General features: G+C 39.6%; 12 protein-coding genes. 11 read left to right on the top strand and 1 reads right to left on the bottom strand.

Annotated features, from left to right (window positions below; all coding sequences use genetic code 11):
- Positions 1-178 precede the first annotated feature (178 nt).
- The 5 genes from HYU69_17345 to HYU69_17365 all read left to right on the top strand — a co-directional run bounded on the left by HYU69_17345 (position 179) and on the right by HYU69_17365 (position 5,861).
- A complete protein-coding gene (locus HYU69_17345; GenBank protein MBI2272108.1) occupies positions 179-637 on the top strand; it encodes a hypothetical protein in 459 nt (152 codons plus the stop codon).
- Positions 638-1,035: 398 nt separating this feature from the next.
- The gene (locus tag HYU69_17350; GenBank protein MBI2272109.1) at positions 1,036-2,001 is read left to right on the top strand and encodes a ribonucleotide-diphosphate reductase subunit beta; all 966 of its coding nucleotides are present in this window, start codon (positions 1,036-1,038) and stop codon (positions 1,999-2,001) included.
- A 91-nt stretch (positions 2,002-2,092) separates the two neighbouring features.
- Positions 2,093-4,495 (top strand): ribonucleoside-diphosphate reductase subunit alpha, encoded by a 2,403-nt coding sequence (locus tag HYU69_17355; GenBank protein MBI2272110.1) that lies wholly within the window; start codon positions 2,093-2,095, stop codon positions 4,493-4,495.
- A gap of 320 nt (positions 4,496-4,815) precedes the next feature.
- Positions 4,816-5,202 (top strand): hypothetical protein, encoded by a 387-nt coding sequence (locus HYU69_17360; protein MBI2272111.1) that lies wholly within the window; start codon positions 4,816-4,818, stop codon positions 5,200-5,202.
- Between the two features lie 47 nt (positions 5,203-5,249).
- Positions 5,250-5,861, top strand: a complete 612-nt coding sequence (locus HYU69_17365; GenBank protein ID MBI2272112.1) for a fibronectin type III domain-containing protein — start codon at positions 5,250-5,252, stop codon at positions 5,859-5,861.
- 301 nt (positions 5,862-6,162) lie between these two features.
- Here HYU69_17365 and HYU69_17370 read toward each other — a convergent pair whose 3' ends face one another.
- Positions 6,163-6,504, bottom strand: coding sequence for a helix-turn-helix transcriptional regulator (locus HYU69_17370; GenBank protein MBI2272113.1), 342 nt, complete (start codon positions 6,502-6,504; stop codon positions 6,163-6,165).
- 485 nt (positions 6,505-6,989) lie between these two features.
- Between HYU69_17370 and HYU69_17375 the strand changes: the two genes are divergently transcribed.
- The 6 genes from HYU69_17375 to HYU69_17400 form a co-directional block, all read left to right on the top strand.
- Positions 6,990-8,435 (top strand): tail fiber domain-containing protein, encoded by a 1,446-nt coding sequence (locus HYU69_17375; protein MBI2272114.1) that lies wholly within the window; start codon positions 6,990-6,992, stop codon positions 8,433-8,435.
- Between the two features lie 24 nt (positions 8,436-8,459).
- Positions 8,460-9,491, top strand: a complete 1,032-nt coding sequence (locus HYU69_17380) for a glycoside hydrolase family 16 protein (protein ID MBI2272115.1) — start codon at positions 8,460-8,462, stop codon at positions 9,489-9,491.
- Between the two features lie 47 nt (positions 9,492-9,538).
- Complete coding sequence (locus tag HYU69_17385; protein MBI2272116.1) at positions 9,539-9,928, top strand: hypothetical protein; 390 nt, start codon at positions 9,539-9,541, stop codon at positions 9,926-9,928.
- A 55-nt stretch (positions 9,929-9,983) separates the two neighbouring features.
- On the top strand, positions 9,984-11,597 hold the full coding sequence (locus HYU69_17390; protein ID MBI2272117.1) for a T9SS type A sorting domain-containing protein: 1,614 nt from the start codon (positions 9,984-9,986) through the stop codon (positions 11,595-11,597).
- A gap of 83 nt (positions 11,598-11,680) precedes the next feature.
- Positions 11,681-12,502 (top strand): T9SS type A sorting domain-containing protein, encoded by an 822-nt coding sequence (locus HYU69_17395; GenBank protein MBI2272118.1) that lies wholly within the window; start codon positions 11,681-11,683, stop codon positions 12,500-12,502.
- 78 nt (positions 12,503-12,580) lie between these two features.
- On the top strand, positions 12,581-12,771 hold a 191-nt coding region (locus tag HYU69_17400; protein ID MBI2272119.1), incomplete at its 3' end, for an IS110 family transposase.

Below are 12,771 nucleotides of genomic sequence, written 5' to 3' on the forward strand. Positions count from 1 at the left end.
CGCAGATGAAACTGACATCAGCATCAAGGACAAAGAGTTGAGCCATAGAGCTCGCAAGTGAAATTTTTAAATTCCGGATGCTTTTTCAACTCAAAAAAGAATAAAAATTAATGTCTAACTAAAAATATGTTCAAGTGAAAGGAATAAGGAAACGTTACGATCTGCCTATTCTGCATTTATGTCAGGTATGGCCCATTGTTATGAGGCTACATTCATAGCTGCAGCCATACTTGAGCAAAATGACTTTCCTCCTCTTGTGATCAGTTTCGAAAGTCAGGATGGCCTCGGGCATGTTGTTTTTATTTTTAAACAAAAGGGCCGGTGGGGAGCTGTTGCCCGTTCCAGGGACGAAGGATTGCATGGACGTAAGCCGGTATTTCGTTCTGTGCGCGACCTCGTTTGGAGTTATTACGATCCATATATAGATAATACCGGGAAAATAACTGAGTACAGGGTCGTTCATTTGGATGATACAAAGGTGAATTGGCGTTCCGCTCCCGGCAATGTATGGAAGGCCGAAAAATACATGGTGGGATTAAAGCACATACCCCTGAGATCATCTCCTTTGAGGTACAAAAAAGTGTTTGCCAGGTTTAAAAAATACGGGCATCCGTCAAGAAAAGATTATTGGTGGTGACCGGCCCCTCTGGCTGTTTTTTTGTCGGATGTATTCTTTTTGCAATACGCTCAAATCCCATATTGTCAGAAAAAAATTCTGTGCAAGTAAAAACCGGATTTTCTCAAAGAATTTTTTAATGTTTTTTTAACAAAGCCTGTATTTCAATGTGGACGGGCTGTACGGGCTAATTGCCTGATACACTAACAGCTCCGTGTTTAAAACTTTGAGCAAATGTTAATTTAAAATACTTGCCTGCTCTTAAAATTTTCCAAACATTTGCCTACCGAATTTTACAATCGTCGTCCTTATGTGGAAGTTAATCGTGAAACAGATGTTTTACAGGGAGATTGTCGGCTTTGGTTTAGAGGTGAGATATAAATAAAACGATATAAAAACCTATTAAGAAATTTAAATTTATGGTAGAACCAATTTTACAGGAAAACAAAGAACGATTCGTACTGTTTCCTATCAAGCATAAAGACATATGGGAAATGTACAAAAAATGCGAACAAAGTTTTTGGACTGCGGAGGAAATTGACCTCTCGCCGGATCTGGCCGACTGGACCAACAAGTTAAATGACGATGAGCGCCATTTCATTAAACATGTATTGGCATTTTTCGCTGCCAGCGATGGCATAGTGAATGAGAACCTTGCAGTTAATTTCATGAATGAGGTACAATACCCCGAAGCACGCTGCTTTTATGGTTACCAGATCATGATGGAGAATATCCATTCCGAAACCTATTCGTTGTTAATTGATACATACATTAAAGAGCCTGCAGAACGCCATAAATTGTTCAACGCCATGGAGACTGTTCCGTGTGTGGGTAAAAAGGCTGAGTGGGCCCTGCGCTGGATATCAAACGGATCGTTTGCCGAGCGTCTTGTTGCTTTCGCCGCTGTTGAAGGTATTTTCTTTTCCGGCAGCTTTTGCTCTATTTTCTGGTTAAAGAAGCGCGGATTAATGCCGGGATTAAGCTTCTCTAATGAACTCATTTCCCGCGATGAAGGTATGCACTGTGACTTCGCTTGTCTTCTATACGATCAGTTGGTCTCCAAACTTCCCGAAACACAGGTAAAGGCCATTATTATGAATGCCGTTGAAATTGAAAAGGAATTTGTGACCGATGCTATTCCCGTTCGCCTGATCGGGATGAACGCCGAAATGATGTGCCAGTACATTGAGTTTGTAGCCGACCGCCTGTTAATGGCACTTGGTTACAGCAAGGTGTATAATGCCACCAATCCTTTCGATTTCATGGAACTTATTTCACTGCAGGGAAAAACAAACTTCTTTGAAAAGCGCGTGGGTGAATATAAGAAAGCCAGTGTGGGTGTGGGGAAGGGTGATAATGTCTTCAAACTCGATGAGGATTTTTAACTATGCATTGTTAATTACTTGACCGGTCAGCGGGTAAAACTCCTGTAAAGTCACCTTAATTTAGAATCACAAACTCCCAAAAACAAATTTTATGTTCGTAGTAAAAAGAGACGGTAAGCGCGAGTCGGTAAAGTTCGACAAGATAACAGCGCGTGTTCAGAAATTATCGTACGGCCTGGAGCCAATACATGTTGATCCTGCGCAGGTAGCCATGAAGGTGATCGAGGGTCTTTATGATGGCGTTACCACCAGCGAACTTGATAACCTTGCCGCTGAGATCGCTGCATCATTGACTACGAAACATCCCGATTATGCTTTGCTTGCATCACGCATAGCCGTGTCTAACCTGCACAAGAATACAGAGAAATCATTCTCCAAAACCATGGAGAAGTTATATAACTACGTTGATAAGAAAACAGGCTTTAAAGCTCCTCTTATTGCCGAGGATGTTCATGAGATCATTCAGAAGAATGCGGAAATACTTGACTCCACTATTATTTACGACAGGGATTTCGGGTATGATTATTTCGGTTTTAAAACAGTTGAAAGAAGCTATCTTTTAAAAATTGACGGACGTGTGGCTGAGCGTCCGCAGCACATGCTGATGCGTGTATCTATTGGAATTCATAAAGACGATATTGACGCGGCTATTGAAACCTACAACCTGATGAGTGAGCGCTGGTTCACACACGCTACCCCAACATTATTTAATGCCGGTACTCCAAAGCCCCAGATGTCATCGTGTTTCCTGCTTACAACGAAAGACGATAGTATTGACGGAATTTATGACACACTTAAAAACTGCGCCAAGATTTCACAATCAGCAGGAGGTATAGGATTGAGCATTCACAATATACGTGCAACAGGTTCATACATACGCGGCACGAACGGAACATCTAACGGTATTATACCAATGTTACGTGTGTTTAACGACACCGCCCGTTATGTTGATCAGGGCGGAGGTAAACGTAAGGGAAGTTTCGCGATATACCTTGAGCCATGGCATGCTGATATTTTCGAGTTCCTTGATCTGAGAAAAAATAATGGCAAGGATGAAATGCGCGCACGCGATCTGTTCACCGCTTTGTGGATATCTGACCTTTTTATGAAACGTGTGAAGGCCAATGAAGACTGGTCTTTGTTCTGTCCTAATGAAGCGCCCGGCCTGGCCGATTGCCATAGTGAAGAGTTTGAAAAATTATATACCCGTTACGAACAGGAGGGACGTGCCCGCAAAACAATAAAGGCTCAGGAGCTTTGGTTTAAAGTACTTGAGTCGCAGGTGGAAACAGGTAACCCGTATATGTTGTACAAAGATGCCTGCAACTCCAAATCAAATCAAAAAAACCTGGGCACGATCAAGTCGTCTAACCTTTGCACAGAAATAGTAGAATATACTTCCGCCGATGAGATCGCGGTATGTAACCTGGCTTCCATTGCATTACCGCGTTTTGTTGAGAACGGGAAATTCGATCACCAGAAATTATTTGAAGTTACTTATGTTGCCACGCACAACCTGAATAAAATAATTGACCGCAATTATTACCCGGTCCCTGAGGCCCGCAACAGCAATATGCGCCATCGTCCTATCGGACTAGGCGTTCAGGGTCTGGCCGACGCGTTCATTTTATTGCGCATGGCATTTGATTCGGAAGAAGCGATACAACTGAACAAAGAAATATTTGAAACGATTTATTATGCCGCTATGACGGCATCAAAAGATTTATCTAAAGTATATGGTCCTTATGAAAGTTTTCCCGGCTCGCCTACTTCACAGGGGATATTTCAGTTTGATATGTGGGGTGTTACACCAACCGGACGTTGGGAGTGGGATGTGTTACGCGAGGAAGTGAAAAAGCATGGCGTACGCAATTCATTGCTGGTTGCACCAATGCCAACCGCATCCACATCGCAGATATTAGGTAATAACGAATGTTTTGAGCCCTATACATCCAATATTTATACCCGGCGCGTTCTTTCCGGTGAATTTGTTATCGTGAACAAGCACCTGCTGAAAGACCTTGTAAAACTTGGTATCTGGAACGACCGCCTGAAAAGCAAGATCATCGCGGCGAACGGATCTGTTCAGAATATAGATGAGGTGCCGCAGAATATAAAAGACCTTTACAAAACAGTTTGGGAAATAAAAATGAAGACGATCATAGATATGGCTGCCGACCGCGGCGCATATATATGCCAAAGTCAGTCGCTCAATTTATTCATACAGGAGCCGAACTTTGCCAAATTGACCTCTATGCATTTTTATGCATGGGAAAAGGGTTTAAAGACCGGCATGTATTACCTGCGAACCAAGGCCGCTGTTGATGCGATTAAGTTCACTATTGACGCGAGTGTACTTAAAGACGAAGCAAACAGGGTTGCTGCTGCCGAAAAGCAAATTCTGGGCAACGAAGATATATTGATCGAGCAACGCAAAGCTGAAATGAGCTGCTCGCTCGATAACCCGGACGCCTGCGAAGCGTGCGGAAGTTAAAAAAAACAGCAAACCAAACCCTTCAAAGGCTTTCGGAGAGATCCGAAGGCCTTTGTTGGCTATCAACCAAAAGCTACTTTGGTTTGCTAAATTCCCGGTTTATTTTATGAAATTCCTAACATCATCTCAGGGTTTCATAGTTTTTCGAATATTAAAGTCAGCCACCAAACGCTTACCACCTTTGTACTATTGTATTTTACCGGAAAAATATATTTCTGTTAAAACATGTTAAACACAGTAATAGTAATGCATGAAGATGCGTTATAGACTATAATAAAAATAACGAAAACAGTTTGCAATGCTCCCGGAGAATAGATCATTTGTTACAACCCCCTCAGGAATGTGGTACAACCGGAACCGGGTATACACAACTCCTCCAGGAATATGGCACAACCGGAACCGGATATACACAACTCCCACAGGAATGTGGTACAACCGGAGCCGGGTATACACAACTCCCACAGGAATATGGCACAACCGGATCCGGGTATACACAAACCCTCCAGGAATGCGGCACAACCGGAACCGGGTATACACAACTCCCACAGGAATGTGGCACAACCGGAACCGGATATACACAAACCCTACAGGAATGCGGCACAACCGGAACCGGGTATACACAACTCCCACAGGAGTATGGCATAACCATAATAAAATCAACCAAACAATTAACTAATGAGATAAAACTACCTGAGTATAAACAATAATGTTTAACCCGCTCTCCTGTAAACAGGAGGGCACAAAACCAAAAACCATGAAAAAGGTAGTTTTGAAACTGAAAGAACGCTCCGTGCCGAACAAAATTGATTTCGCGCGCAGTGTAGTGTTGCAAATGACCGGTAATCCGAATTTTACAACACCCAACCCTGCTCTTGCAAGTATTACAACAGCAGCAAATGACGTAGACGCGGCTTATGTAAAAGCCCTGAATGGAGGGCCACAGGACACAGCCGATATGCGTAACAAAGAAGCTGTCCTCGATCAGCTTTTGATGGCCGAAGGCTATTATGTTGAAATTATAGCCAACGAGATTCCCGCTACCGCGGAGGCTACAATACTTAGCGCGGGCATGAGTGTGAAACAAACAGGAAGCATAAACATTTCCATGCTATCGGTAACGCAGGGCAGCGTACCCGGCAGCGTGAAGCTTAGGCGAAAAGCTGAAGGCAGGGGTGTTGTGTACAAATGGCAAATGTCGGACGACCCGTTTTCGAACGCCAGCTGGAAAGACGCAGGCGAAGGCAGCCTGGCCAGTTTTGAAATCGTAGGGCTAAGGCCCGTTACGCGCTACTGGTTTCGTGTAGCAGTAATCGATGGCAATGTGCAGGGCGAGTTTTCCGACCCGGTTACGTTTGTGGTGTCGTAAGTAAAGTTGACCGCAACAGTGGCTCTGTTTATACCCGGCTGCGTGCAAAGCAAACCGGTCGGTGCCGACGGCACAAGTGGCATAAAACAAAAACCCCTCCGTTTTTGGGAGGGATTTTTGTTTTGGCTCTAACTTTTTTAATTGTATTGCCAATACAATTGCTAATCTGGTTTAACCTGAATAAGTTCTCACATATCAACTTTTCAACACTTTTGCAATCTTATTAAGTGTTTTTAATAAAGGCTGCATATCATCGGTACACTAACGTGAATGGTTGTAGGGTTCTTCCTCAAGCCTTTCCCTATTTGATTCGCCCTTTTGAAGAACTCTTTTTGTAATCAATAAGTTCAATTATTCGTTTCTGAAGGGCGATAATCTCCTTTTCTTTTTCCGCAATTACTTTCATTAGCTTTTGATTTTCGGTCAACAGATCATTTTTATTTTTCCCTATCGCAACTAATTCAGAAGGTGAAATGCCAAACACTTTTGCAATTTGGATTATTCTTTTAAATGGCATATTGTTAATATTCCTTTCGATGCGGGAATAGGTAGGCAATGAAACATCAAGTTTATCTGCCATATCCTCCTGGCTCCATCCCTTTTGATTTCGATAATACCTTATGTTATCTCCAATAGTTTTCATTTCTTGATAAAACTACTGGGTGTTATTGACGTTTATAAAATCATATATTGATGTTTATTTTTCATAAAGTGATGTGTTTTATGTAAATTATGTATTATTTCTCGAAAAGTTATCAACAGGCAAGATCGTTATTTACATGGCCTGAAGGTCAATATTATCAATATGTTCAAGCTATATTGCGAATTTTACTTAGTTATTTTTACGTATTAATACATGGCAGTTATTAACAGGTGGGGAGCATCGCGATTTTTGTAATTTAAAATTATTTAATCGTCCTTCGCTGTTGAATACAAAAAGATTAATCTATTTCTCAATAACATTAAACTTTTTATTATGAAAAAAATTACCATCTTCTTATCCTCGTCTCTACTTGTGGTTACCTATTTCGCCCAAATAAAGTTGATCCATCGTGTAGCATTGGGATAGGGAGCACTACTGCTCCGGGTGCTAACACCATAAATTTCACCACCAACTCAACGGAGAGAATGCGAATTAACTCCAGCGGAAATGTAGGTATTGGATTAAGTCCATCATTCAGACTTGATATTGGAAGTGCAGGAGGCACAACAGGGACTGGTTTTCATATGATAAATACATCGGCACTTGCCGTAAATAATAAAATATTTCAAACATATACGTTCAATTCCGGTGAGCATGGACAATTTGGAATGATTGAAATGTCAACTTCTAATTATGGTTTATCGGATTTTTACTGGAACACATGGGATGGTTCTAGTTTTCTTGAGCGGATGCGCCTTACCTATAATGGGAAGGTCGGCATCGGCACTTCAAGTCCAGTCTCTGATCTGAATGTTTATAGAAATGTTAATGGAGCGTTGGAAATAACAGCAAGTAATCCGAATACAACCGCAAGCGGATCAGCATATGCCGGATTTATAGCAAAAAATTCTTCAAAATCATTATCTATGTTTATTGAAGGAACGAATGTGGTTAGCGGAGGACTATATGCCGCAGATGCTGGAATATTAACCTGTGATGGTACATATGGTATTTCGCTATTTTCTTCTTCATCAAATTCAAATGCAACATTACGCTTCGGAACAAATGGGAATGAAACTGCAAGATTTGATATTAATGGAAATTATGGGATTGGAATTACAAACCCAACATATAAACTACAGGTAAACGGTCAGCCTGCTGCAAATGGGTATACACAATTTACTAATTATAGCGATGCTCGCTTGAAGACAAACGTGGCAGCAGTTGATAGCAGTCTTGCAAAAATAATGAAGCTACGCCCAGTTCAATTTAATTTTAATAGTACATATCTGGATATTTATAAGGATAGCACTAGTCTTAATATATTGCAAAAAGGATTTGTTGCTCAAGAAGTAAAAGTAATTTTTCCGGAGATGGTGGGCACTTGCAATATAAAAGGTACGGAATACTTTGATCTGAATTTAAGTAATCTTCAAGTTTATTTGGTAAAAGCAATGCAGGAACAACAAAAGATGATACAAGCACAAGATTCTACAATCGCAGCGCAAAGCTCAAGAATTAATGATCTCCAAATACAAATTACAAATTGTTGTAATAAACCTCAGGGTTTGAAAACAAGCAGCAGCAGTAATAACTCTTTAGGATCTCCAAACAAAATTATCGGATCAGACTTAAATAATGTTGATTCGAATACTTTTTCGGATGGCAGTAGCCCAATGCTTTTTCAAAATATTCCAAACCCTTTCAGTCGGCAAACAAATATTCAATATTTTATTCCAACTAAAACACAAAACGCAACTATTATGGTGTTTGACTTACAGGGCAAACTGATTAAGACAATAACTGTAACAAATTTTGGTAACGGTTCAGTAACAATAAGCGGAAATGAACTAAGCGCTGGTATGTTTGTTTACTCATTAATAATTGATGGGAAAGAAATTGATACGAAAAGAATGATATTAACAGAATAAAATACTGAACCTAAAAAATGAACAATGAATAAATTATTTCTAATATCTTTTATATTATTTGCATCGTTTCTGTTTTGCTATGGGCAAATACCTGTAAACGACCCTGCATGGACCTTACAATCTTCTGTTTCAGATGATTTTACCGGGACATCACTGAATGCCTCTAAATGGACTAAGGTCGGTGACAGTATACCTGGCCATGGTTTGGAAATGATGTATTATAGGAATGTAACTGTTGCAGGAGGCAGGCTGAAAATAAAGGCGGATACTTTACTGTGGAATGCTCCTTATACTGGTGGAGCATACACCCCTTACCACTATCAGAGTGGTGAAATAATTTCACAAAGTACCTACAAATATGGGTATATAGAAATTAACGCTAAGTTCCCTACAGGAAATAAATTGTATTGGCCGGCATTTTGGTATTGGAATAGCTATTGCGCCGGGAATGGATGGTATGAAGAAGTAGACATTTGCGAAAATGGTGAGACTGAGTCATTTGATCAACATTCTATGGGCACTAATTTTCATATACAATATACCCCTAATTGTGGTACCGATCTTACCAGGGGTGTTTCAATTACAGGGCTGCCGCAATTGAATCAGGCATATCACAAATATGCCTTACAATGGAATCCTGGAGGAGTATATTTTTATTTTGACGATTCTTTGGTGAGACCCCCAAATCCAAGTCTTGATCCTCCCGTTCCTTCTCATGCACTTATGGTAGATCTTGACTTTTATGTTAATCCATGGGTTAGTCCTCGACCAGCCTTTACTTCAGACAGTTTAGTAGTTGATTATGTACGTTATTATACGCTCAACACAGCAGGATGTCTGACAGATAAAACAATATGTACTCCGGCAACGGATTACAGTACTCGCGGAGTTTATAAAACAATTACTGCAGGAGGTGTTTCGTGCACGCCAACATTTAATACCAGTAATCAATACACCTTAAGAGCAACGGATTCTGTTTTACTTGATCAGGGTACTCTTATTAATTCTGATGGATCAGGACAATTTTCTATAATCATAGAGCCTTGTTCCAATTAAATATAAAAACCTTATCGAAGCATATGCGAATATTAACGTAAAATAACATGATGAGAAAGATAATAATCTTGGGCATAGCTTTTATAGTTATCTGCACCTCCTTCAAAAGTAAAGAGTATGTATTATCTGATTATAGAGATAATTACACCGGCACTTATTTTTGTAATAGTGTATGTAACCAATCAAACTATCAAACAAAAAGACCTGATTTCAAAACAGATACAACCAACATTACGATAAGTAAAGCAGGGCAGGATTCCATTATTATTGTCCATCTTCATGGCAAATCGTTACAAGTAAAATTAAATGGCAGATATTTACAGGCGTTTCCTGGTTCTGGACATTATGGTGGAGAATTTATTTCTGCTGACAGTATTGACTTTAGTTATTCTCAAGGGTTATCGTTGATCTGTAGGTATAAAGGGAGAAAAAAATAATAGCTTTTATGCGTGCATTTTTGTAATTTGTATATCCTGATATTTTCTAACAAACATGAGTAATAAAAAGAAAAATTATTTAATTAAAACGGCATTAGGTCTTTTGTTTTTTATTATTACAATTGTTAGTGTTGGTCAGCCACCTTCTATACAATGGCAAAAGTCATTTGGTGGTACAGGAAGTGATATTGCGAATTCAGTTAAACAGACTAAAGATGGTGGTTATATTGTGGCAGGAGCGACCACTTCTTCAGACGGTGATGTGATCGGATTTCATGGCTCAGTTGATTACTGGATTATTAAAACAGATGCCAGCGGAAATGTGCAATGGCAAAAATGTTTGGGAGGGAGCCGTCCTGAAGGGGCACAGGCAATACAGCAAACTACAGACGGAGGATATATTGTAGCAGGTGCAACTGAATCTGTTAATGGTGATGTTACTGGCCGCACAGATAGCCTTCAATTCGATTGTTGGATAGTAAAATTAGACTCTTTGGGAAATATACAATGGCAAAAAAGTTACGGAGGTACTAAAAGCGAATCGGCTTATGCCATACAGCAAACCATAGATGGAGGTTATGTTTTTGCCGGGAATACAAATTCAAATGATGGGGATGTTTCGGGTAATCATATTGGCGGCAAAAATGATTATTGGGTTGTAAAAATAAATTCCATAGGTGGTATCCAATGGCAAAAATGCCTGGGAGGAACAAATACTGATGATGCATTTTCAATACAACCGACTACAGATAAAGGATTTATAGTGGCAGGCAGGGCGACATCAAATGATGGAGATGTTACTGGTCATCAGGGTAGCACTTTTTCTCATAACTATTGGGTGGTAAAATTGGATAGCTCCGGCGCCATACAATGGCAAAAATCCTTGGGTGGAACAAATGGTACATCGGAAGCATGGTCAGTTCAACAAACGATCAATGGTGAATACGTTGTGGCAGGAGTCACTACTTCGATTGACGGAGATGTTTCATGTAATTTTGGTGCGGTGGGTTCTTCCGTTTGTTGGTTAATAAAACTATCATCTGCGGGAACAGTACAATGGAAGCAATGTTATGGAGGTGGTGGAGGGGCGATTGCTTATTCTGTAACATTAAATAAAGGAGGAGGATTTTTCATATCAGGTTTTGCAGGCGCTAACGGTGGAGATATAACGGGCAATCATGGAGGTTCTGATTATTGGATTCTTAAATTGGATTCTATAGGTACTATCGTATGGAAGCAATGTTATGGAGGAACAAATAACGAAGGGGTATTAGGTTATCCAGTAGTTCTTGAGCCGACAAATGATGAGGGTTGTATTGTTGCAGGATCATCCCAGTCAAATGATGGGGATGTAACTGGCAACCATGGTGATTATGATTACTGGATAGTTAAGTTAGCCAGTACCACCGGTGTTGAAATGATGACGGGCAACAATTTAGAGTTAAAAGCTTATCCAAACCCTAATAACGGAAACTTTATAATAGAAACCAATTCTCAAAAAGAGCAATTATTGAGGATATTTGATGTTACAGGTCAACTAGTGCTAACAGAAGCTATACAAAGTGGTAAAACCATTATTAATGCAAGTAGTTTGGCACATGGAGTTTATAATGCTTCTATTTCAAACGATGAGCAAAAAATAAATAAACCATTGGTTATTGTGAGATAGATTCGTTTTGGAAGCTTATCAAACAATTCTTTTTATGACTTTCCCAAATGATAAAAAATGTAATAGCCGTAATTTTTTTAAATGTGTGCCTACATTTAAATGCCCAGGTTTATAAAGCAGGGCAGATGCTGGCTACATATTATGATATTCCTGATACATTAATTAATTATTCATGCGCCACCCACTATTCTAAGGAAAGTTATTTTTTTGATATTAATGCCGATAACATAAATGATTTTGAATTGCAGGCATATTGTGGCATAAGTCTCGGGCAATCGAGCACTTCTGTTTTCATAAAACCATTGAATATAAATTCATTTAGCGCATTTTCCCATAATGATTCTGTTTTGTGTCCTATGGATTCCATTTGGTATAAAAGCAAAGTGGCTAAAATATTTGCTAATGGTGATACTTTAAATTCCACAACAGTTAAATGGGAGAACGACCTCCTTTACTTGACACTTTCCAAAAATATAATGGGGTGTCCGTACGGAGATGTTAATGACTGGGTAAATCAAAACGATCAATTTATTGGAATAAAGTACAGGGATTTAACTGATACTATTTATGGATGGATCAGAGTGAATGTCCCCCAAAACTATAATTGTTATATTAAAGATTATTCCTATTCACAAACCCCCAATTATGTTAGAAATCTAAATGACATTGGTCAGAAGGTGTCCATTTACCCCAATCCTTGCAATAGTTATTTTACAATTAAGGAAAGTGATGCTGCAAAAAGACAGATGCAGATACTTGATATGACAGGTCAGCAAATACTATCGCAAGCTATACAAAGCGGTAAAATTAATATTGATGCAAGTGGTTTGGCTCAGGGTGTTTATACTATATGCATCTCAAGTGATGAGCAGCAAATAAATAAGCGCTTGGTTATTGTAAAATAAACATGAAATGGTCATGAGCTAGAATGAAGCACACCAACCGAGGATGAATATTTAACTTCGTGCAAAACATGAAACGTAATGCAAGAAATAAAATTCAAACAGGTTGTAACGACCGGTTGCGGTATAGAGGTCCATAAGGATAATATCGTAGCGACAATTCGCAAAAGCGAAGAAGAGTATCAAACAAAAGAGTTTGATTCATTTACAAGTTCTTTGACAGAGTTAAGAGAGTGGTGCAAAAAGGAAGGTGTTACCCATGTAGCGATGGA

The sequence above is a fragment of the Bacteroidota bacterium genome, from assembly GCA_016183775.1.
Taxonomy (GTDB): domain Bacteria; phylum Bacteroidota; class Bacteroidia; order JABDFU01; family JABDFU01; genus JABDFU01.

Bases quoted from the DNA above. Each gene is read 5' to 3' on its own strand.
- HYU69_17350 (MBI2272109.1), top strand. From the start codon at position 1,036: ATGGTAGAACCAATTTTACAGGAAAACAAAGAACGATTCGTACTGTTT.
- HYU69_17365 (MBI2272112.1), top strand. From the start codon at position 5,250: ATGAAAAAGGTAGTTTTGAAACTGAAAGAACGCTCCGTGCCGAACAAA.
- HYU69_17355 (MBI2272110.1), top strand. From the start codon at position 2,093: ATGTTCGTAGTAAAAAGAGACGGTAAGCGCGAGTCGGTAAAGTTCGAC.
- HYU69_17390 (MBI2272117.1), top strand. From the start codon at position 9,984: ATGAGTAATAAAAAGAAAAATTATTTAATTAAAACGGCATTAGGTCTT.
- HYU69_17375 (MBI2272114.1), top strand. From the start codon at position 6,990: ATGCGAATTAACTCCAGCGGAAATGTAGGTATTGGATTAAGTCCATCA.
- HYU69_17370 (MBI2272113.1), bottom strand. From the start codon at position 6,504: ATGAAAACTATTGGAGATAACATAAGGTATTATCGAAATCAAAAGGGA.
- HYU69_17380 (MBI2272115.1), top strand. From the start codon at position 8,460: ATGAATAAATTATTTCTAATATCTTTTATATTATTTGCATCGTTTCTG.
- HYU69_17385 (MBI2272116.1), top strand. From the start codon at position 9,539: ATGATGAGAAAGATAATAATCTTGGGCATAGCTTTTATAGTTATCTGC.
- HYU69_17345 (MBI2272108.1), top strand. From the start codon at position 179: ATGTCAGGTATGGCCCATTGTTATGAGGCTACATTCATAGCTGCAGCC.